Source organism: Nonomuraea dietziae (assembly GCF_014195505.1).
GTDB classification, from domain to species: domain Bacteria; phylum Actinomycetota; class Actinomycetes; order Streptosporangiales; family Streptosporangiaceae; genus Nonomuraea; species Nonomuraea roseola.
In genome coordinates, this window is sequence record NZ_JACIBV010000001.1 from 5,862,655 (window position 1) to 5,883,744 (window position 21,090).

20 protein-coding genes and 1 riboswitch are annotated in these 21,090 nt (G+C 68.2%); of the genes, 13 read left to right on the plus strand and 7 right to left on the minus strand.

From position 1 onward, the window contains the following. Window positions 1-61: 61 nt before the first annotated feature. A complete protein-coding gene (locus tag FHR33_RS28065; protein ID WP_183653750.1) occupies window positions 62-472 on the plus strand; it encodes a winged helix-turn-helix transcriptional regulator in 411 nt (136 codons plus the stop codon). A gap of 225 nt (window positions 473-697) precedes the next feature. Continuing rightward, on the plus strand, window positions 698-910 hold the full coding sequence (locus FHR33_RS28070) for a LuxR C-terminal-related transcriptional regulator (protein ID WP_183653753.1): 213 nt from the start codon (window positions 698-700) through the stop codon (window positions 908-910). 5 nt (window positions 911-915) lie between these two features. On the opposite strand, the gene FHR33_RS28075 is transcribed toward FHR33_RS28070, so the two are convergent. Beyond that, window positions 916-1,959: a C40 family peptidase gene (locus FHR33_RS28075; RefSeq protein ID WP_312895754.1), complete on the minus strand. Its 1,044-nt coding sequence runs from the start codon at window positions 1,957-1,959 to the stop codon at window positions 916-918. Between the two features lie 5 nt (window positions 1,960-1,964). Then, window positions 1,965-2,114: riboswitch (cyclic di-AMP (ydaO/yuaA leader) on the minus strand. A 276-nt stretch (window positions 2,115-2,390) separates the two neighbouring features. Between FHR33_RS28075 and FHR33_RS28080 the strand changes: the two genes are divergently transcribed. The 6 genes from FHR33_RS28080 (at window position 2,391) to FHR33_RS28105 (ending at window position 10,499) form a co-directional block, all read left to right on the plus strand. Continuing rightward, window positions 2,391-2,960, plus strand: a complete 570-nt coding sequence (locus FHR33_RS28080; RefSeq protein ID WP_183653756.1) for an amino-acid N-acetyltransferase — start codon at window positions 2,391-2,393, stop codon at window positions 2,958-2,960. Between the two features lie 206 nt (window positions 2,961-3,166). Further along, the gene (locus FHR33_RS52820; RefSeq protein WP_183653758.1) at window positions 3,167-4,390 is read left to right on the plus strand and encodes an RDD family protein; all 1,224 of its coding nucleotides are present in this window, start codon (window positions 3,167-3,169) and stop codon (window positions 4,388-4,390) included. Between the two features lie 97 nt (window positions 4,391-4,487). Continuing rightward, entirely contained in the window at window positions 4,488-4,940 is a 453-nt protein-coding gene (locus FHR33_RS28090) for an RDD family protein (protein ID WP_183653760.1), read from the plus strand. Between the two features lie 429 nt (window positions 4,941-5,369). Further along, on the plus strand, window positions 5,370-5,702 hold the full coding sequence (locus FHR33_RS28095; protein ID WP_183653762.1) for a histone-like nucleoid-structuring protein Lsr2: 333 nt from the start codon (window positions 5,370-5,372) through the stop codon (window positions 5,700-5,702). 313 nt (window positions 5,703-6,015) lie between these two features. Beyond that, complete coding sequence (locus FHR33_RS28100) at window positions 6,016-8,520, plus strand: ATP-dependent Clp protease ATP-binding subunit (RefSeq protein WP_183653764.1); 2,505 nt, start codon at window positions 6,016-6,018, stop codon at window positions 8,518-8,520. Between the two features lie 1,103 nt (window positions 8,521-9,623). Then, complete coding sequence (locus FHR33_RS28105) at window positions 9,624-10,499, plus strand: TIM barrel protein (protein ID WP_312895755.1); 876 nt, start codon at window positions 9,624-9,626, stop codon at window positions 10,497-10,499. 304 nt (window positions 10,500-10,803) lie between these two features. Here the strand turns inward: FHR33_RS28105 and FHR33_RS28110 are convergent, their stop codons facing one another. Beyond that, window positions 10,804-11,670 carry an iron-sulfur binding domain-containing protein gene (locus tag FHR33_RS28110; protein ID WP_312895756.1) on the minus strand — a complete coding sequence of 289 codons (867 nt, stop codon included), beginning with the start codon at window positions 11,668-11,670 and terminating at the stop codon, window positions 10,804-10,806. A gap of 67 nt (window positions 11,671-11,737) precedes the next feature. Here FHR33_RS28110 and FHR33_RS28115 point away from each other — a divergent pair, with 67 nt between their 5' ends. Continuing rightward, window positions 11,738-12,430, plus strand: a complete 693-nt coding sequence (locus FHR33_RS28115) for a hypothetical protein (protein ID WP_183653766.1) — start codon at window positions 11,738-11,740, stop codon at window positions 12,428-12,430. 5 nt (window positions 12,431-12,435) lie between these two features. Here the strand turns inward: FHR33_RS28115 and disA are convergent, their stop codons facing one another. The 5 genes from disA to FHR33_RS28140 form a co-directional block, all read right to left on the minus strand. Beyond that, complete coding sequence (gene disA / locus FHR33_RS28120) at window positions 12,436-13,521, minus strand: DNA integrity scanning diadenylate cyclase DisA (protein ID WP_183653768.1); 1,086 nt, start codon at window positions 13,519-13,521, stop codon at window positions 12,436-12,438. A 196-nt stretch (window positions 13,522-13,717) separates the two neighbouring features. Further along, the gene (gene radA / locus FHR33_RS28125; protein WP_183653771.1) at window positions 13,718-15,130 is read right to left on the minus strand and encodes a DNA repair protein RadA; all 1,413 of its coding nucleotides are present in this window, start codon (window positions 15,128-15,130) and stop codon (window positions 13,718-13,720) included. A 72-nt stretch (window positions 15,131-15,202) separates the two neighbouring features. Continuing rightward, window positions 15,203-15,508, minus strand: a complete 306-nt coding sequence (gene trxA, locus FHR33_RS28130; RefSeq protein ID WP_183653773.1) for a thioredoxin — start codon at window positions 15,506-15,508, stop codon at window positions 15,203-15,205. After that, window positions 15,505-15,879: a MerR family transcriptional regulator gene (locus FHR33_RS28135; RefSeq protein WP_183653776.1), complete on the minus strand. Its 375-nt coding sequence runs from the start codon at window positions 15,877-15,879 to the stop codon at window positions 15,505-15,507. Before FHR33_RS28135 ends, trxA begins: the two co-directional genes overlap by 4 nt. A 40-nt stretch (window positions 15,880-15,919) precedes the next feature. Further along, the gene (locus FHR33_RS28140; RefSeq protein ID WP_183653778.1) at window positions 15,920-16,618 is read right to left on the minus strand and encodes a class I SAM-dependent methyltransferase; all 699 of its coding nucleotides are present in this window, start codon (window positions 16,616-16,618) and stop codon (window positions 15,920-15,922) included. A gap of 39 nt (window positions 16,619-16,657) precedes the next feature. Between FHR33_RS28140 and FHR33_RS28145 the strand changes: the two genes are divergently transcribed. The 4 genes from FHR33_RS28145 to FHR33_RS28160 all read left to right on the plus strand — a co-directional run bounded on the left by FHR33_RS28145 (window position 16,658) and on the right by FHR33_RS28160 (window position 21,064). After that, window positions 16,658-17,467: a sugar phosphate isomerase/epimerase family protein gene (locus FHR33_RS28145; RefSeq protein WP_183653780.1), complete on the plus strand. Its 810-nt coding sequence runs from the start codon at window positions 16,658-16,660 to the stop codon at window positions 17,465-17,467. A 40-nt stretch (window positions 17,468-17,507) separates the two neighbouring features. Next, the gene (locus FHR33_RS28150; protein ID WP_183653782.1) at window positions 17,508-18,314 is read left to right on the plus strand and encodes a class I SAM-dependent methyltransferase; all 807 of its coding nucleotides are present in this window, start codon (window positions 17,508-17,510) and stop codon (window positions 18,312-18,314) included. Window positions 18,315-18,316: 2 nt separating this feature from the next. Further along, window positions 18,317-18,892, plus strand: coding sequence for a TetR/AcrR family transcriptional regulator (locus tag FHR33_RS28155; protein WP_183653784.1), 576 nt, complete (start codon window positions 18,317-18,319; stop codon window positions 18,890-18,892). Between the two features lie 78 nt (window positions 18,893-18,970). Continuing rightward, window positions 18,971-21,064, plus strand: a complete 2,094-nt coding sequence (locus tag FHR33_RS28160) for a (Fe-S)-binding protein (RefSeq protein ID WP_183653786.1) — start codon at window positions 18,971-18,973, stop codon at window positions 21,062-21,064. The last annotated feature ends 26 nt before the right edge of the window (window positions 21,065-21,090 follow it).

The following is a 21,090-nucleotide window of genomic DNA, read 5'->3' on the forward strand; positions in this document are numbered from 1 at the left end:
GAGTTACTCTCTTCGGGTAAGAAGGCACCTGGAAGTGCGTAACCAACCGGAGGGAGCCCACATGGCGACCGTCACGGCGGCCGAGCGCAGGGCCGAGGCCAAGCGGGCCTATGACGCCTACGTCGCGGCCTGCCCTTCGAGGAAGCTGCTCGACACGCTCAGCGACAAGTGGGTGAGCCTGGTGCTCAACGCGCTGGCCGACGGGTCGAAGCGCTACAGCGACCTGGCGAGGACGATCGCCGGCGTGAGCCAGAAGATGCTCACCCAGACCCTTCGCGGGCTCGAGCGCGATGGTCTGGTCACCAGGACGGTGACGGCGGCGGTGCCGGTGAGGGTCGACTATCGGCTCACATCGCTCGGAGAGAGCCTGCTTCCGCTCATGGCCGCCATCAAACAGTGGGCGGAGAGTCACATCGAGGACGTGGAGGCGGCACGCCTCCGTTATGACGCCGATTCTGAGAATTCGCCGTGAAATTCATGAGACGGGCGGATTGCAGTAAGGGTCCTGTGGACGGTTCTCGGCACTCCAGGCGAGGAATGTTCGTCGTATAGAAACGATCAAGTCAATGGCGGTCGTCAAGTATGGAACGAAACGACCTTGACGACCTTTCCAGTATGCGTTTACCTTCTGCGAGACGAGCAGCCTGCTTGAGCCGAGGACGTCTCCGAGTTTGTGCTGTTGGGGGGAGGGCTCCCGATGGATGTGCTCACTGAAGGCGTCGAGCTGAGCCAGGACGACCTGGATCTCCTCGCGCAGTTGGCCAAGGGTGTCACGGTCGACCGCGTGGGGCGGACCCTGGAGATCAGCGGCCGGACGGTGCGCCGCCGCCTGCGCGGCATCTGCGACAGGATCGGCGTGGCCACGGCGATCGAGGCGGTGGCCTGGGCCGCGCGCCGAAGACTGATCTAGGCGCGTCAGTCGGCGATGCGCACGGCTCCTGCGAACGGGCGGTTGCCGATGGCGGCGATGCGGACGACGTCGCCGGTGCGGGGCGCGTGGACCATCATCCCGCCGCCGATGTAGATGCCCACGTGGTGCAGGTCGTTGTAGAAGAAGACCAGGTCACCGGGGCGCATCTGCTCGCGCGTGATGTGGGTGCCCGCCGTCCACTGGTCGCCCGTGTAGTGCGGCAGGCTGATGCCGACGCGCTGGTAGGCGGCCATCACCAGGCCCGAGCAGTCGTAGGAGTTGGGGCCTTCCGCGCCCCACACGTACGGCTTGAGCTGCTGCGTGAGAGCCCAACGAGCGGCCTCGGCCGCTTTGCCGCTGCCGATGATCGGCAGGTTGACCTTGGTCGCCCTGGTGCCAGGCCGACCGGCCTCGCCGATCGCCCGCTTGAACAGGTTGCTCTCGACCTTGGTCACCAGCGTGGTGATCTTGCTGCGCTTGTCGCCGAGGTCGTCGACGAGCTTCTGCACCTCGGCCAGTCGCGTCTTGGCCGTCGCCTTGGCCCGCTCGGCGGCGGCGATGGAGTCGGCCAGCTCCTTGACCTCCTGGCCCTGCTGCTGCCCGAGGGCGTAGAAGGTGGCGGCTCCGTCAAGGAAGGAGTCAGGGTCGGTGGAGGTGGCGAAGGCCAGGCCGTCGGCGAAGCCGCCGCTCATGTAGGTGCTCTCGGCCAGGAGCGTGGCGCGCGCCCGCTTGGCGGCCAGGTCGGCCTCGCTGGTGGCCAGGATCTTCTTGGCCACCTCGGCGGACTTCTTGACGCTCTTGAGCTTCTCGCGCTGGCCGTTGTACTGCTCGGTCAGCGTCTCGATGTCGTTGTGGAGCTTCTCGACCTGCTGGGAGAGCTCCTTCAGCGTCGGCTTGGGGTCGGCGGCGGCCGAGCCGAGCGGGACGGTGAGAGCCAGGACGGCCATCGCCGCGCCCACGATGGCGAACCGTTTGCGCAGGGCGCCGGGTTCGTGGGGGCGGGCGTGCTTGCCCGCGCTCTTCCCCTCGTGGGTACGCGTGCGCTTCACCAACAGGCTCCTCTCGTTGCCGCCTACCGGGTTAGCTGACGGGTTCGGGCCGGAGCAGCCCTACCGAGCGCGTGCTCGGACTCACCCCATTGGCGGTGCTGGCCGCCGGCGGGTCCCCGGCTCCCCGAGTTGCGGGGATTAGGCGCGTCTCCACGCGTGTGTCGCGTGGGGGACATCGTCGCTGGACACTAGTGCAAGCCAGGTTCCTGCTCAACCAGAACTGCCAATCCCGTAGAGGTTGTGCAACCGAAGCGTCACGGCGTGATCACGTGAAAGCCCGATCTACCAGGGCATTGCAAGGGCTTTGCCCAGCTTTATGCGGATTTGTCGGACTGTTACCCCAGCGCTGCGCACTGTGTGCGGCCTGCTACAGCGCGTCATGTGACGGTAGTTAAGGATGGGCCGAAACGGGCTGGGTACGCTGAAGGGCCATGGAGCAGGTCGCCGAGCGCACCCCGAAGGACACCGAGATCGTCGTGAGGCGCGCCCGCACGCCCGACGTCAGAGCCATCAGGCGCCTGGTCGACACGTACGCGGGGGCGGGCCCCAGATTGCTGGAGAAGGCCACCGTCACGCTGTACGAGGACGTCCAGGAGTTCTGGGTCGCCGATCGCGGCGGCGAGGTCGTGGGCTGCGGCGCGCTCCACGTGCTCTGGGAGGACCTGGCGGAAATCCGGACGGTCGCCGTCGACCCCGAATACAGGGGTGCGGGAATCGGTCACCGTATTGTTACCGCACTGGTCGCGACGGCCCGTGACCTGGGTCTGCGCAGGGTCTTCTGCCTGACTTTCGAGGTCGACTTCTTCGCGCGCCATGGCTTCGTCCCGATCGAGGGCGCACCTGTATCACCCGAGGTCTATGCCGAGTTGCTGGCTTCCTACGACGAAGGGATCGCGGAGTTTCTCGATCTTGAACATGTGAAGCCCAACACCCTTGGCAACACCCGCATGTTGCTCCACCTGCCCACGGTTGACTCAGAGGATGACCAAGAGGAAAGGTGATTGTTGATACTCATGTCGATACGTTGGGCAACAGCAAGCATGTGTCCTGACATGTGCCACATGCGCCATCGAAGCGAGGTGACACGGTGAGCACCGGACAGCCGCCGTATCCACAGGACCAGCCTGAAGACAATTCCGCTGGGACTCATGGATACGGTCAGCAGAACGCGGGACGCCAGGGCGACCCCGATCCAGACGCGACGATCGTGGGCTATCGCCAAGACGGCGGCGGCTACGGTCACCAGGGCCAGCAGCAGCCCGACTACGGCCAGCAGGGCTACGGCCAGCAGCCTTACGGCCAGCAACAGCAGCAGGGCTACGGCCAGCAGGGGTACGGCCAGCAGGCCGCCTCCTCCGGTCAGCAGCCAGGCTACGGACAGCCTTCCTACGGCCAGCAGGGCCAGAGCCAGCAGCCCGAGTACGGGCAGCCCGGCTACGGCCAGCAGCAGCCGTCCTACGGGCAGCAGGGCTACGGCCAGCAGGCCGCCTCGGGTCAGCAGCCCGAGTACGGCCAGCCAGGCTACGGCCAGCAGCCCGGTTATGGTCAGCAGAGCCAGCCCGGCTACGGCCAGCAGCAGCCTTCCTCGGGTCAGCAGCCCGGCTACGGCCAGCAGCAGCCGGGCTACGGCCAGAGCCAGCCGAGCCAGCCCGGCTACGGTCAGCAGCAACCGTCCTATGGTCAGCAGCCCGACTACGGCCAGCAGCCCGGTTACGGTCAGCAGCCCCAGCAGGGCTATGGCCAGCAGGGCCAGTCGCAGCCCGGCTACGGGCAGCAGTCGCCCTACGGCCAGCCGCAGGCGTACGGCCAGCAGGGCTACGGTCAGCAGCAGCAGCCGGCCTACGGGCAGCAGCCCGGCTACGGCCAGCCGTACGGCGCGCCCGCGGGGGTGCAGCCTCCCGGCGCTCCCGCTCCGCTCGCCGAGTGGTGGCAGCGGCTGGTCGCACGCATCATCGACGGTCTGATCATCGGTATCGCCGGCGTGGTCATCGGGCTCGTCCTGGGACTCATCCTGGGTGCGATCCTGGTCACCCAGGCCAGCTACGACCTCAACACGGGGACGATCACGCAGCCCTCCGGCCTCTGGATCCTCAACGTGATCACCGTGGTGATCGTCACCCTGCTCTACATCGCCTACGAGTTCTTCCTCACGAAGTCCAAGGGGCAGACCGTCGGCAAGATGGTCATGGGCATCAAGATCACCGAAGTGGGCGCGCCGCTGACCGCGGGCGGGCTCAGGAGCGACGCCGCGCTGAAGCGCGCCGGCGTCACCTGGGGTGGCAACATCCTGGGCGCGCTTCCGTTCGGTCTCGCCTCATCGCTCGGCGGCCTGCTGATCATCCTGAACGGCGTCTCGCAGTTCTGGGACAAGCCGCTTCAGCAGACCTTCGCCGACAAGGTGGCCAAGACCGTCGTCGTGAAGATCAAGTAAGCGGAATCCTAAAGAATCAGGGGCCGGCTTGACGCCGGCCCCTGTTTTCGCGCGTGGGACCTGTAATCGTGGTCGCCCGCCGTACACAATGGGCGTTATGGTCGCGTCCGGAGCGCCCGCCGTACCCGCCGATTGGTGGGAACGGCTCGCGGCACGAAGTATTGAGGCGCTGGTCATCGGCGTCTTCTATTACATTCTGTTCATCGCGGCCTGGGGTTTGTTGCGGACTGTAGGGCTTCTCGACAGCTTCGAGGGGCGGCTACCCGGGTTGTTCGCCTGGCTCGCGGTCGGCTCGGGTTATGCGGCCTATGACTGCCTCGCGCATTACCGGCGCGGTCGCACCTTCGGTAAGGTGATCATGAAGATTAGGTTGGCGCCCGCTCCCGGCAGGGCGCTGACGAGGGCGGATCTGGCTAAACGGGCGGCCCTCTATCCCGGAGCGATGGTGCTTGCGGGGATTCCGGGCGTCAATCTCCTGGCGGGAATCCTGGCCTTCGCCGTGGGGCCTGTCCATCTTGATCGACAGGCCACTCCAGCAGGGCATCCATGACAAGGCGGCGGGCTCGCGGGTGATCAAAGAGGCACGCTGAAGTGTGCATCCGCCCCAGATCCGGTTTTTTTGGGATTTTCCGGGCGATCGGGTAAGGAGTCTGGAGAGACTGGCATTAGGCTGGGTGTGACACCCCCGCCAGGTAGCGGCCGTCTATGGGGCGCTATGGTCGGGGCGGACTGTGGTCATCAGCCGTCCGTGGGTGTCGACGGCAGCTTGTGCATAAAGGGCTCGTCCCTACAAACCCGAAGAGGCGCCGTGGGGACGGAATGCAGCCGCTGGACATCGTCCAAACCGGGCGGATCCACCGGAGAACCAGACCTGGCTCACTAGTCAGCGGAATCCGCGAAGCGCTGAATTGTCTCGCTGCCTTTTCGGGTATATGTTTGGCAGGCGAATGAAACAATGCTCCGGGAAAGGATTCCGTAGATGGCCAAGCAGATCCAGGAGATTCTCATCGATGACCTCGATGGGGGCGAGGCCAATGAGACGGTCAGCTTCGCCATTGACGGGGCGTCCTATGAGATTGACCTCAGCGTCGATAACGCCAAGAAGCTGCGGGACGCGCTGTCGCCTTTCCAGCAGGCCGCACGCAAGTCGGGTGCGGCCGCCACGCGTCGCAGGGCGCGGGGTGGCACGCGTTCGATGAGCCGTGAGCAGAGCTCGGAGATTCGGCAGTGGGCCAAGGCTCACGGACTTCCCGTCAGCGAGCGCGGCCGGATCGCCTCCACCGTCGTGGAGAAGTACCAAGCGGCTCACTGACATCATGCGCTTATGACGATCGCCTAGAACCCCGGAGATCGCCATAAGCGCATGATCGTGTTTGCCTGATGAAAACCGGGCGTGTCGCGCAGCCGCGCGTCAGCGCTCTAAACGTCGTTCGCTTGCGGCGTATCGGGAACACAGCACCCCCAGACAGTAGTTGGATGGAGGGTGAACGCCCTGCTCTCGGGGAACGTCTCTGCTATAGAGCGTGTCAGCGGCAAGAGGCATGGTTCGCCGAGCCAGGGCTAGCATGCGGGAGGACGGGACCGGATTTACCGGCCTGACTGACCGCTCTGTGAGGAGCGACGAGATGTTCGAGAGGTTCACCGACCGAGCAAGGCGGGTTGTCGTCCTGGCCCAAGAAGAGGCCAGGATGCTCAACCACAACTACATCGGCACTGAGCACATTCTTCTTGGTTTGATCCATGAAGGTGAGGGCGTAGCCGCCAAGGCTCTGGAGAGCCTCGGCATCAGCCTTGAGGGTGTGCGCCAGCAGGTCGAGGAGATCATCGGCCAGGGCCAGTCGGCTCCGTCGGGGCACATTCCGTTCACCCCGCGGGCCAAGAAGGTTCTTGAGCTGTCGCTCCGTGAGGCTTTGCAGCTGGGTCACAACTACATCGGAACCGAGCACATCCTGCTCGGGCTCATCCGTGAGGGTGAGGGTGTGGCAGCCCAGGTGCTGGTCAAGCTTGGAGCCGATCTCAACCGTGTGCGGCAGCAGGTCATCCAGCTGCTCCACGGCTACCAGGGCAAGGAGCCGGCCGCCGCGGGTGGTCCGCAGGAGTCCGCGCCTTCCACCTCCCTGGTGCTCGACCAGTTCGGCCGCAACCTGACCCAGGCCGCCCGCGAGGGCAAGCTGGATCCGGTCATCGGCCGTGAGAAGGAGATCGAGCGGGTCATGCAGGTCCTCTCCAGGAGGACCAAGAACAACCCCGTTCTCATCGGCGAGCCCGGCGTCGGCAAGACCGCCGTCGTCGAGGGCCTGTCGCAGAAGATCGTCAGGGGCGAGGTTCCCGAGACGCTGAAGGACAAGCAGCTCTACACGCTTGACCTCGGCGCTCTGGTCGCGGGCTCCCGCTACCGCGGTGACTTCGAGGAGCGCCTGAAGAAGGTGCTCAAGGAGATCCGCACGCGCGGCGACATCATCCTGTTCATCGACGAGCTCCACACGCTCGTCGGCGCGGGCGCCGCGGAGGGCGCGATCGACGCCGCCAGCATCCTGAAGCCGATGCTGGCCCGTGGCGAGCTGCAGACCATCGGCGCCACCACCCTCGACGAGTACCGCAAGTACCTCGAGAAGGACGCCGCCCTGGAGCGACGCTTCCAGCCGATCCAGGTGGCCGAGCCCTCGCTCAGCCACACGATCGAGATCCTCAAGGGTCTGCGCGACCGCTACGAGGCGCACCACCGCGTCTCGATCACCGACGGCGCGCTGGTCGCCGCCGCGCAGCTGGCCGACCGCTACATCAGCGACCGCTACCTGCCCGACAAGGCGATCGACCTCATCGACGAGGCCGGTTCCCGGATGCGCATCCGCAGGATGACCGCCCCGCCGGACCTGCGCGAGTACGACGAGAAGATCGCCAACGTCCGTCGCGACAAGGAGTCCGCGATCGACGCGCAGGACTTCGAGAAGGCGGCTGCCCTCCGCGACCAGGAGAAGCAGCTCCAGCTCAAGCGCGAGCGTCGCGAGAAGGAGTGGAAGGCCGGCGACATGGACGTCGTGGCCGAGGTCACCGAGGAGCTCATCGCCGAGGTCCTGGCCACCGCCACCGGCATCCCGGTCTTCAAGCTGACCGAGGAGGAGTCGCAGCGCCTGCTCCGCATGGAGGACGAGCTCCACAAGCGGATCATCGGCCAGGACGACGCCATCAAGGGCCTGTCGCGGTCCATCCGGCGCACCCGGGCCGGTCTGAAGGACCCGCGCCGTCCCGGCGGCTCGTTCATCTTCGCCGGCCCGTCAGGTGTCGGTAAGACCGAGCTGTCCAAGGCTCTGGCGGAGTTCCTCTTCGGCGACGAAGACGCTCTGATCATGCTGGACATGTCGGAGTTCATGGAGAAGCACACCGTCTCCAGGCTGTTCGGCTCGCCTCCCGGCTACGTCGGGTACGAGGAGGGCGGCCAGCTGACGGAGAAGGTGCGGCGCAAGCCGTTCTCCGTGGTCCTGTTCGACGAGATCGAGAAGGCCCACCCCGACATCTTCAACTCGCTGCTGCAGATCCTGGAAGACGGTCGCCTGACCGACGCCCAGGGCCGGGTGGTCGACTTCAAGAACACGGTCATCATCATGACCACCAACCTCGGTACCCGCGACATCTCCAAGGGCATCGGGGTCGGGTTCGCGAAGAACAACGACGCCGAGTCGAACTACGACCGGATGAAGTCCAAGGTGCAGGAGGAGCTCAAGCAGCACTTCCGGCCCGAGTTCCTCAACCGTGTCGACGACATCGTGGTCTTCCACCAGCTCACCATGAACGAGATCATCAAGATCGTCGATCTGATGCTCGCGCAGGTGGATGAGCGACTGAAGGACCGCGACATGAGCCTCGACGTCAGCCCTGCCGCCAAGCAGCTGCTGGCCGACCGTGGTTACGACCCGGTCATGGGCGCTCGTCCGCTCCGCCGTACGATCCAGCGCGAGCTGGAGGACTCTCTCTCCGAGAAGATCCTGTACGGCGAGCTGCGTCCCGGCCAGGTGGTCAAGATCGACGTGGAGGGTGAGGGCGACAACGCCAAGTTCACCTTCGTCGGCGAGGCCGCACCTTCGCCGGTGCCCGACTCGGCCGCGTCCATCGCGGAGCCGATTCAGAAGTAGCACTGCACCAAAGGGCCCGCGGGGATCTCCCCGCGGGCCCTTTGCGCTGTCCGCCGACCGTTTGATCCTGTACGGCAAGCTCCCTTGCGTTGTCCGCCGTCCGCTTGATCCTGTACGGCAAGCCCCCTCTGTGCTGTCCTCCGATCGTTTGATCCTGTACGGCAAGCCAACGTAAGCGCCACCCGGGTCACCGGCTGACCTCCCTCCAGGGAGACGCTCCTCGAGCGCCCGTGGCGTCGGCGCAACGTCCAACCCGGCACCCCACTGAGTGGTCGGCCCCTTGCCACCACCCCACAAACCCGATGCCGGTGCCTCGCTCCCGACACCCCGCGTCCCTCTCCGCCCCCCTCGTTCTCCCGAGCGCCCGCCCTTGCATGGCGTGCCGCTCGCACGCGCCGTTCCCCTCCCACGTTCGGCTCGGGTGGCGCGTCGTTCCCCTCCCACGCCCGGGCTTGCGTGGCGCGCCGTTCCCCTCCCACGCCCGGGCTTGCGTGGCGCGCCGTTCCCCTCCCACGCCCGGCTCGGGTGGCGCCATTCGCCCCCCACGCTCGGTTCGCGGGGTCATCCCGGCCTCGTGTCTTTGGCTGTCCGAGCTCCGTGTCTTCGGGATTCGGGTCCCCTGTCGTTCGCTGTCCCGGCGCGGCCCGGGTTCGTCTCTGGTGCTGGGTCTCGGCTGGTTCGCCGCCGTTGCGATCGTTTCCTGGGCCACCATCGGAAGCCAGGCTGAGCCCGCCGGACGGTCGTCCCGGTTTCCCTGCCAGCTTCTCTGACGGTCCAAGCGGGGAGTTGCATCGGTTTGGTGTCGGATTGGGGGCTCCAGGCGGAGATCGGCTATACCGCCACCTGAAGTAGTACTACAATCTGTAGAGCAAAGAGTCGCCAGTCCCGCGCAAGTGACGCACAAGAAGGCGTCCCTACGTTGGACTCATCCCTGGGGCGTACGAAGGAATCAACCCAGGGCGGACGCGCAGGCCCCCATCGGGCGGGCAAGCTCGGCAATGTCCGAGGCGATGGACACACACACTCAGTGCAAGCCGTGGAGGAAGCCGATGCGCCTGCGTCACGATGACGGAACGCTCGTTCACTTGGCCTACAACGCCGGCGTGCACCCCGCTGAAGACCTTGAGAACCTGATCGCGCACCTCACCCGCTATGCGGTCCCGGTGCGCAAGCGACTCGGGGTGGAGCGGATGGGAGTGGGGCTGTGGCTGTCGCCCGCGGTCGCCGACCACCTGACCGCCGACCGCATCGAGCTGGTACGGCTGCGCCGTTCGCTGGATGAGCGCGGGCTTGAGGTCGTCAGCCTGAACGGCACCGGCGGACGTAACCAGGAGGTGCCGGGCCCCGACTGGGCCAAGCCCGAGCGCTACCGCTACACGATGGCCCTGGCCAAGATTCTCGCCTTTCTCCTTCCCGAGGACGTGAGGTTCGGCAGCATCTCCACCATCCCGATCGGGTGGCGTCGCGACTGGCCCGCCGACCTCCACTCCATCGCCACGCGCAGGCTCGAGCGGCTGGCCAGGGAGCTGCGTGGCATCTACAGCGTGACCGGCAAGACGATCAGGGTGGGGTTCGAGCCCTGGCCCGGATGCGTGCTGGAGACGACCGAGCAGGCCGTCGAGCGGGTGGGCGGTCTCGACTCCGAACACCTCGGGGTCTGCCTCGACGCCTGCCACCTGGCCTGCGGGAACGGCGAGGAGTCCGGGGCGGCGCTGCGCGGGCTGGCAGCTGTGGGGGCGCCGGTGGTCAAGCTGGGCCACGTCCACAACCACACCGACACGGGTATGGTGCTGCACGACACGCTCAACGCGATCCTGTCGGGAGCGGTCAACGGGACCGCCCACATCGAGGTCGAGACCCACAACCTGATGGTCCCGGGGCGGGCGAAGGGGCCTGGAGCGCTGGTGTCGCTGCTGGCCGAGGAGCTCGACTGGGCCCGCACCAACCTCACCGCCCTGGGCCTCCAGCTGGCCGCCTGAACCACTCCGAACACCCGACGATCTCGGGGAGGCCAAGGCGCCGCCCTCACTCGACCGCCTCGCCGACGATTCCAGCCATGAGCATGGCCCGGAGATCCTGGCGGAGGGTCGCGGGCTGAAGTTCCGAGCTGCGTGTTCATTGGGTTGAGGCCTTGAGGAACAGGGCTCCAGGCTCGTGGGGCCGGGGCGTGAAGCCTGTCACGCCGAGGGCGTGGAGCCTGTCACGTGAGCGGGGGCGGGGCCTGGGGCGTGGAGTCTCACGGGGAGCTGGGGCCCGGGGCGTGGAGCTTACGGGGAGCGGGGGTCAGAGGGGGAGGCGGTAGGTGCCGTCGTCCAGGACCTCCGCCAGGCCGTCGGTGACCAGGCCGTCCAGGGCGCGCTCCCTCTGGACCGGCTCGTCCCAGACCACGTCCAGCGCCGTCTTCGGCACCGGCCCGTGCGCGGCGCGCAGGACCGCCAGCAGGCGCCCCCTGCACTGGCGGTCCGTGCCGTCGTAGGTCTGCCCCCTGCGAGCCGCCCCCGGTGGTTTGCCCGCCAGCCGCCACGCGCACAGCTCCTGGACGGGGCACTGCCCGCACTGCGGGCTGCGGGCCGTGCAGACGAGGGCGCCGAGCTCCATGACGGCCACGCCCCAGACCGGCGCGCCGACCGCGGGCAGCAACTCCAACGCCAGGCGGCGTTCGGCGGCCGTGGTGGCGTTCGGAGGGTACTCCTCCCCGCGCACCGCCCTGCCGAGCACCCGCCTGACGTTCGTGTCGAGCACCGGGTGCGTGCCGCCGAAGGCGAAGCTGGCGACGGCCGCCGCGGTGTACTCGCCGATGCCGGGCAGCGCCAGCAGCGTCGCGTGGTCGGCGGGCACCTCGCCGTCGTGCTCGGCCGTGATGGCCCTGGCGCAGGCGTGCAGGCGCAGGGCGCGGCGCGGGTATCCGAGGCGTCCCCAGTGGCGTACGGCCTCGCCTGGTGGCTCGGCGGCCAGGTGGGCGGGGGTGGGCCAGCGCTCCATCCACTGCTGCCAGACCGGCAGGACCCGCACGACGGGGGTCTGCTGGAGCATGATCTCGCTGACGAGAATGCCCCAGGGGGTGGCGTCGGGGCGACGCCAGGGGAGATCGCGGGCATTGTCCGCGTACCAATCGAGAATGGGCTCTCGCAGGAGGTTCGGGTCGGCCACCCGCCCAGCGTAGTGCCTTACGGCGTGTCGTCACCCTCCGTGCGCAAGGGATAAGCATGCTGTGCGTATGGATCCGGATACTCTGCGTGGCGGCCCTGGCGATGTCTACTGGCGGCGGCGGATGACCGTCCTGGTCGCAGTGCTGGTCGTCGTGGCCGTGGTGGCCTGGGCGTGCTCCAGCGGCCCCGACGGACCGCAGAGCACGTCGAGCGCCAAGTCGGCGCCGAGCTCGTCCTCGGCGGCGGAGTCGATGCTGGCGGGGTTGCCCACAGTGATGTCCACGCCCACGACCACACCGACGCCGAAGCCGCCCAAGCCGCGCGCCGCGCTGCCACCGTCACCCAAGCCGACGGCGAAGCCGCGCAGGCCCGGCATGCCGTGCGAGGAGAAGGACCTGGTGCTCAACCTCCAGGGGCGTCAGGAGGTCTACGGCGCGGGCGCCCGTCCGAACTTCCTGGTCACGCTGGTGAACACGGGCCCCGTCATGTGCGTGGCCGACGTGGGGCCCCGAGCGATGGAGATCAGGATCACCTCGGGAGACGACAGGGTGTGGTCCACCTCCGACTGCGTCAGCGGCGACGGCGTCGACATGCGCAAGCTGGAACGAGGGATCCCCTACGTTCGCAGCCTCGACTGGGACCGTCGTCGTTCGGGAGGCGCGTGCGGGGGCACGAAGGCCGCGGCGCTGCCCGGCACGTACGTGGCCGTGGTGCTCACCGGAGGGCTGCGCAGCCCGAAGGCCGTCTTCCACCTGCGCTGAAGGGTTTACACGTAGCGTTCGAGGATGCTGGACTCGGCCAGCCTGGACAGCCCTTCGCGGACGCTGCGAGCGCGGGACTCGCCGACGCCGCCCACCGCCTGGAGGTCGTCGATGCTCGCGGCGAGGAGCTTCTGCAGCCCGCCGAAATGGTCGACCAGCCGGTCGACGACCGTGGCGGGCAGCCTGGGCACCTTGGCCAGCAGGCGGAAGCCTCGCGGGCTCGCGGGGCTGTCGAGGGTCTCGCTGGCGCCGCGTCCGAGCACCTTCGCCACCGACGACAGGTCGAGCAGCTCGCTGCCCGACAGGGCGTCGAAGCCCTGCAGCACGTCGGTGACCTTGCGCTTGCCGCGCGCCGCCGAGGAGGGCAGGTAGTCGCGCACGATCAGCTCGCGGTCGGAGTCGACCCCCGCCACCAGCTCGTCGAGCTGGAGGGAGAGCAGCCGCCCGTCGGTGCCGAGCTCGACGACGTAGCCCTGGATCTCCTCGGAGATCCTGCGCACCATCTCGAGGCGCTGCGCGACGGCGGCGACGTCGCGGACGGTGACGAGGTCCTCGATCTCGAGGGCGGACAGGGTGCCCGAGACCTCGTCGAGCCTGTGCTTGTAGCGCTCGAGCGTGGCCAGGGCCTGGTTGGCCTTGGACAGGATCGCCGCCGACTCCTCCAGCACATAGCGGATGCCGTCGAGATACAGGGCGATGATGCGCATCGACTTGCTGATCGCGATGATCGGGAAGCCGGTCTGCCTGGCGACGCGCTGCGCCGTGCGGTGCCTGGTGCCTGACTCGTCGGTCGAGATGGAGGGATCGGGCACGAGGTGAACGGCCGCGCGCACGATCTTGTGGTCGCCTGAGTGCAGCACGATGGCGCCGTCCATCTTGGCCAGCTCGCGCAGCCGCGTGGCGGAGAACTCCACGTCGAGCTCGAACCCGCCGCTGCACAGCTCCTCGACCACGCTGTCGTAGCCCAGCACGATGAGACCGCCGGTCTGGCCGCGCAGGATGCGCTCCAGGCCGTCTCTCAGTGCCGTGCCCGGAGCGACCGAGGCAAGGGCCGTGCGACGACGGTCGTCGAGACTCCTGTCGTTTGCCACCTGACCCCCGTGTCCTAGTCAAATCCCAGCTTACCGGCCGACCCCCGGCGCCCGCCGCTGAAGCTTTCCTTCTCCATCGTCTACGGCAAGCCAACGATAGGCCAAGGAAGGCCCAAGGCCGGCCCCCGTCCATCACGCTACTGCGGGCCCACGTGGCGGGGCGCCGTTACGGCGGCTTTTCCTGAGGAAGCCCAGCTCAGGTGACGTGAGTAAGCGCGTCCCACACGTTCTCGGCCTCCATGACCTCGAACCCGGGCGCGAAGGCGACGGGCCCGACGGGAACAAGGGCGCGCTCCTCGTCGGGACGGCGACGGCCGCCTTCCTCGAGGGATCCGCGCGGCACCAGGGCCCTCTTGAACCCCAGCCGTGCCGCCTCGGACAGGCGGCGCCGCACGTCGCGCACCGGCCTGAGCTCGCCCGCCAGCCCCACCTCGCCCAGCGCGATGAGGCCGGAGGGAAGCGGCTTGTCGCCCGCGGCGCTGGCCACCGCGAGCATGACGGAGAGGTCGACCGCGGGATCGGCCAGCTTGATGCCGCCCACGGTGGCGGTGAAGACGTCGCAGCCGCCGAGGCGCGCGTTGAGCCTGCGTTCGAGCACGGCGAGGATCATCTGCACCCGGAAGGGATCGAGCCCCGAGGAGCTGCGGCGCGGCTGCTGGGCCTCGGTGCGGGCGACGAGCGCCTGCACCTCGGCGGGCAGCGGGCGGGTGCCCTCGACGGTGACGGTGACGCAGGTGCCGGGGACGGGCTCGCTGCGCCGCGAGACGAACAGGCCGCTGGGGTCGGTGATGCCCTCGATGCCGCGTTCGTGCAGGTCGAAGCAGCCCACTTCGTCGGTGGGGCCGAACCTGTTCTTGATCGCGCGGACCATGCGCAGGCGGGAGTGACGGTCGCCCTCGAAGCTGAGCACGACGTCGACCAGGTGCTCGAGGGTGCGAGGGCCCGCGATCGAGCCCTCCTTGGTGACGTGGCCGACCAGCACGGTGGCCATGTTGCGCTCCTTGGCCAGCCGTACGAGGTTGGCGGCGACCTCGCGCACCTGGGTCACGCCGCCGGGGACGCCGGTGGTCTGGGCCGAACCGACGGTCTGCACGGAGTCGACGACGAGCAGCTGCGGCTGCACCTTCTCCACGTGGGTCATCAGCGCCGACAGCTCGGTCTCGGCGGCGAGGTAGAGGTTGTCGCGGATCGCACCGATGCGGTCGGCGCGCAGGCGGACCTGGGCGGAGGACTCCTCGCCCGTGACGTAGAGGACCGTGGTGCGCTCGGCGATGCGGGCGGCGGCCTCGAGCAGCAGGGTGGACTTGCCGATGCCGGGCTCGCCCGCCAGCAGCACGACCGCGCCGGGGACCAGGCCGCCGCCCAGCACGCGGTCGAGCTCGCTCACCCCCGTGGTGCGGGCGGTCGCGATCTCCGCCTTGACGTCGCCGATCGGGACGGCCGGGCCGCTGGTGGCCCCGGCCTGCACCACGTGGACGCCGGCCCTCGCGCCCTCTTCGTCGACCGTGCCCCACGCCTGGCACTCGCCGCACCTGCCGACCCACTTGGTGGTGCGCCAGCCGCACTCGGCGCAGCGGTAACCGGGCTTCTGTGCGGTCTTGGGTGCCATGCCGAGCAGGCTAGCCTGCGCCGCCGACAATCCGCCGCAGCCCGAGCGCGTCAGGGCAGACGGGCGGGCACGTCAGGAGAGGCCGAGCTCGGCCTCCAGCAGGCGCTTGGGCTTGGCGCCGACGACCTGCTTGACCGGCTCGCCGTTCTCGAACAGCAGCAGCGTGGGGATGCCCATGATGCCGTAGCGGGTCATGATCTCCGGGTTCTCGTCGGTGTTCAGCTTGCCGATCTTGAGCCCCCGCTCCGCCTCGATCTGCTCGAGGACGGGCGCGACCATCCTGCAGGGGCCGCACCACTCCGCCCAGAAGTCCACCAGGACGGGCTCGGAGCTCTTGAGCACGAGCTCCTCGAAGTTGTCGGTGGTCAGCTTGATCATGATTCTCCCTTGGCGAAGCATCCAGAACAGGTCTGGCCGAGTTGGCCTGCCACCTCGGCGCGCCGGGCCAGCAGGACGCGGATCTCCTCGTCGATCTCGGCGAGCTTGCGCCGCGAGACGGCCATCGACTCGGCGCAGGAGGCGCCCGTGGCGTGCCCCGCGCGCAGGCAGTCGACGAACGGTCTTGCGTCCTCCAGCGTGAAGCCGACGGTCAGCAGCGCGCGGATCTCGCTGACGAGCTCGACGTCCGAAGGGTCGTAGTGGCGGTAGCCGTTGGACTCCCTGCGCGCCTTGATCAGTCCGTGCTGTTCGTAGTAGCGCAGGGAGCGGGCGCTCACGCCGGTCAGTTCGGCAAGCTCTCCGATCCGCATGTCTCCACGCTAAACCCTGACACCGGTGACAAGGTCAAGCTCAGAAGTAGCGCCAGCGCAGGACGTTCGGGTAGGGGAGTTCTAATCCGGGGGTCTCGGCGATGGCCTCCTCCGCGACGTCGTGGGCGAACTCGATGCGCAGCACGTCCTCGAGGTCGGCCCTGCGCTGGAAGACCATGCGAAGGTCGAGCTTGTCGCGCTGCCAGCCCTGTCGCGACCAGAAGTTCTCCACGGCCCTGGCCGAGTAGGAGGGCACCGTGCGCTGGAACCAGCGGCCGAAGGCGCCGCGGGTGGCGTCGAGGTCGATGACGAAGGCGGCGCCGCCACGCCGTACGACTCGGGTGAGCTCGCGCAGGCCGGGTTCGCAGCCGGGGCCGAAGAAGTAGGCCCAGCGCGCGACGGCGACGTCGACGCTCGCGTCGGGCAGCGGCAGGTTCTGGGCGGTGGCCGCGTGGACCTTCACGTTGGGCAGGCCCGCGCAGCGGCGTCTGGCCAGCTCGACCAGGTCGCCGTGCGGCTCGACGCCCGTCACGCTGGCCGCTGAGGCGGCGAAGATCGGCAGGTGGTATCCGGCGCCGCAGCCGATGTCGAGGACGGTCGCGCCGTCCCACGGGCGGATGGCTCGCATGGCCACGTTCGCCCTGCCCTCGGGATCGACCGCGCGGTTCTCCAACTCGTAGACCTTCGGGGCGTTCCAGATGTTGGGGCTGGGGATCGCCCCGTTCGCTATGCGCGGCATGGTTCAACGGTACGAGGTCCGGCGGCATACGCTGGCAGCGTGGCAGATGTCATCCGCGTGCCCAATGCGAAGATCGCATTGTCCACGGCTTCGGTATATCCGGAACGCACTCCGGACGCCTTCGAGCTGGCCGCGCGCCTCGGCTACGACGGCGTCGAGATCATGGTGGGGGCAGATCCAGTCAGCCAGGACATCGACGTGATCGAACGGCTGTCCGGCCACTACGGCGTGCCCGTCCTCGCGATCCACGCCCCCTGCCTGCTGGTCACCCAGCGCGTGTGGGGCCGCGACCCGTGGGCCAAGCTGCTCAAGGCCCAGAAGGCGGCCGAGCGGCTCGGCGCGCGCACCGTCGTGGTGCACCCGCCCTTCCGCTGGCAGCGCGACTACGCGCGTGACTTCGAGGACGGCCTGGCGAGGATGCGCGAGGAGACCGACGTGATCTTCGCGGTGGAGAACATGTTCCCGTTGAAGGCGCGCGGCAACGACGTCGTGCCGTACTCACCTGACTGGAACCCGATGGACTACGCCTTCCCGCAGGTCACGCTCGACCTGTCGCACACGGCCGTCTCGGGCTCCGACGCGATGGAGATGGCGGTCAAGCTCGGCGACAGGCTCTCGCACCTGCACCTGGCCGACGGCCTCGGGGTGAGCAACAAGGACGAGCACCTGGTGCCGGGCAGGGGCAACCAGCCGTGCGCGGCTGTCCTCGAACGGCTGGCCAACACCGGGTTCGACGGCCTGGTCGTGCTGGAGGTCAACACGCGCAAGGCGACCAGCCGTACCGAGAGGATCGACGATCTGGCCGAGGGTCTGGCCTTCGCCAGACTGCATCTGGCGGCGACCCGGTGAGCGGCGTCTAGATGGTCAATGTGTGGGGCAAAGTGTTCTCATGAGTGTCACTGGCCCCTCTCGCGCGCTTGGCAGGGTGTTCGACCGGGTCGCCGATGCCTACGACGCCGGCAGGCCCGGCTACCCCGACGAACTGTTCCGCGCGCTGTCGGAGGTCTCGGGCGTACCGCTGGCCGGCGCGACCGTGGTGGACGTGGGCGCGGGCACCGGCATCTCCAGTCGCGCGCTGCGCGCCCGCGGCGCCAGGGTGGTGGCGGTCGACCCGGGGCGCGAGATGCTCGCCAGGCTCGTGGCGCGCGCCCGTCCCGCCAGGACGGCGCAGCCCCCTGAGGAAGCACGCGCGGGAAGCGACGGCCTGGCCGCGGTCCAGGGTGACGGGAACGCCCTGCCGATCAGGGACGGCGGCGCCGACCTGGTGACCTACGCCCAGTCGTGGCACTGGCTCGATCCCGTGGCCTCCGTCGCCGAGGCGAGGAGGGCCCTGCGGGAGGGAGGCGCGATCGCCGCCTGGTGGAACACGACCGACGCGGGCCAGGCCGACTGGCTGGCCGCCTACGAGGTGCGCCTGGCCGAGTCGTGCCCCACCTACTGGGGCCCCGCGCTGCCCGAGTGGCGGGTGCCGCAGATCGCCGCCGCCCTGCGGGTCGAGGAGCGCTGGCTGCACTGGACCCGCCTGGTGGCCGTCGAGGAGTTCCTGCTCGACCTGCGCTCCCACTCCTACATGGCCGCCCTGACCCAGGAGGCCGCCGACGAACTGGTGGCCAGGCAGCGGGCCGAGCTGATGAGGGTCTTCCCCGACGGCCTGCTCTCCGTGCCGATGCGCGTCTACCTGGCGGTCGGCAGGTGACCGTGAAGCGGCGCACGGGACGCAGGCCAGGAGCGGGCGACACGCGCGGCGAGATCCTCACCGCGGCCAGGCAGGTGTTCGCGGAGAAGGGCTTCGACAAGGCGACGATCCGCGGCATCGCCCGTGCGGCCGCGGTCGATCCCGCGCTGGTCCACCACTACTTCGAGACCAAGGAAGGCCTGTTCGTCGCGGCCATGCGGCTGCCGATCGATCCGGCCCAGGTGGTGCCGCTGGTCCTGGAAGGCCCGCGTGAGGAGGTCGGCGAGCGGCTCGTCAGGTTCATCCTGACGGTCACGTCCGACGCCCAGGCCAGGGAGCCGGTGCTCGCGCTGCTCCGGTCGGCGATGACCAACGAGCAGGTCCTCGGCATGATCAGGGAGTTCATCACCAACGCGCTGCTGTATAAGGTGGCCGACGGGCTCGGCGTGTCGCACCTGCGGATGGAGGCGGCCTTCGGCCAGCTCATCGGTGTGGTGCTGGCGCGTTACGTGCTCGCGCTGGAGCCGCTGGCCTCCGCCGATCTCGAGGAATTGGTGGAGCTGCTCGCGCCGACGGTGCAGCGCTATCTGACTCCGTAGAGCAATGTTCTAATATGGCCGTATCGGTGGAAAGTTACTCGCCGGTAGGATGGACGTACGCCGTCTGTGGGAGGAATCGTGCTCTGGGTAGCCATCATCGGGCTCGCGATGACCGTCGCTGCGGTCGCCATGGCGGGCCGTCGAGCGCTGTTCCTGTTCAAGCTGGCCACGGTCGGCCCTCCGGCGCCCGAGCGGATCGCGTACGCCAAGACGCACGCGGGCGCCGAGGCCAAGGCGCAGCTGGTCGAGGTGTTCGGCCAGAAGAAGCTGCTGAAGTGGACGCCCTCCGGCGTGGCGCACTTCTTCGTCATGTGGGCCTTCTTCATCCTGCTGACCGTCTACATCGAGGCCTACGGCTCGATCATCCAGGGCGCGATCACCGGGCGGCCCAACTTCCACATCCCGCTGATCGGCCAGTGGTCGGTGCTGGGCTTCCTCCAGGACTTCATCGCGGTCGCCTGTCTGCTCGGCCTCGTGGCGTTCGCGGTGATCAGGATCAGGAACTCGCCCAAGACGCTGGGCCGTAAGTCGCGCTTCTCCGGCTCCCACCTCGGTGGCGCGTGGCTCGTCCTGTTCATGATCTTCAACATCATCTGGACGCTGTTCCTGGCGCGCGGCGCCGCGGCCGCCAACGGCAACCTTCCCTACGACGGCGGCGCCTTCGTCTCGCTGGCTCTGGGGAACGTCCTGCCCGCCAGCCCGCTGCTCGAAGAGATCGCCCTGCTCCTGCACATCGGCTTCATGCTGGTGTTCCTGGTCATCGTGGTGAACTCCAAGCACCTGCACATCTTCACCGCGCCGCTGAACGTGCTGTTCTCCCGGCGCCCCGACGGGCTGGGCGCCGCGCCCGAGATGACGGTCGACGGCAAGCCCGTCGACTTCGAGGACGAGGACCTCGACCCCGAGAAGCTCGGCAGGGGCAAGATCGGCGACACGACGTGGAAGGGCTTCCTCGACTTCTACTCCTGCACCGAGTGCGGCCGCTGCCAGTCGCAGTGTCCCGCGTGGAACACCGACAAGCCGCTGTCGCCGAAGATGCTCATCCTCGACCAGCGCGACCACGCCTTCAAGGTCGCGCCGTACCTGCTGCAGGGTGATACCAGCCACGCCGACACCGACGTGCTGGCCCTGCTGGAGAAGCCGCTGGTCGGCGAGGACGGCGTCATCCACCCCGACGTGCTGTGGTCGTGCACCAACTGCGGCGCCTGCGTCGAGCAGTGCCCCGTGGACATCGAGCACATCGACCACATCCTCGACATGCGCCGCTACCAGGTGATGGTCGAGTCGTCGTTCCCGTCCGAGGCGGGGGTGATGGTGAAGAACCTGGAGAACAAGGGCAACCCGTGGGGCATGTCCGAGATGAAGCGGGCCGACTGGATCGAGGAGCTCGACTTCGAGGTCACGCTCATCGACGAGAAGATGCCCGAGGACACCGAGTACCTGTTCTGGGTCGGCTGCGCGGGCGCCCTGGAGGACCGGGCGAAGAAGACCACGAAGGCGGTCGCGGAGCTGCTGCACATCGCCGGCGTGAAGTTCGCGGTGCTCGGCCCCGCCGAGGCCTGCACCGGTGACCCGGCCCGCCGCCTGGGCATGGAGTTCCTGTTCAACATGCTCGCCCAGCAGAACATCGAGACGCTGAACGAGGCCGGCGTCAAGAAGATCGTCGCGACCTGCCCGCACTGCTTCAACACCCTCGCCAACGAGTACCCGCAGCTCGGCGGCGCCTACGAGGTCGTGCACCACACGCAGCTGCTGTCCAAGCTCGTGGACGAGGGCCTGCTCACCCCGATCACCCCGATCGAGGAGAAGATCACCTACCACGACCCGTGCTTCCTCGGCCGCCACAACAAGGTCTACAGCCAGCCCCGCGACATCATGTCGAAGGTGCCCGGCGTGCAGACGCAGGAGATGCACAGGCACAAGGACAGGGGCTTCTGCTGCGGAGCCGGTGGCGCGCGCATGTGGATGGAGGAGCGCATCGGCAAGCGCATCAACACCGAGCGCGTGGACGAGGCGCTGACCACGAATCCGGACACCGTCTCCACCGCCTGCCCGTTCTGCATGGTGATGCTGGGTGACGCGATCAACGAGAAGAAGAACAGCGGCGAGGCCAAGGAGACGCTGGAAGTCGTCGACGTGGCGCAGCTGCTGATCAAGTCTGTCAAGGGCTGAGTCGGAAGTCCGCAACACCTGGTGTT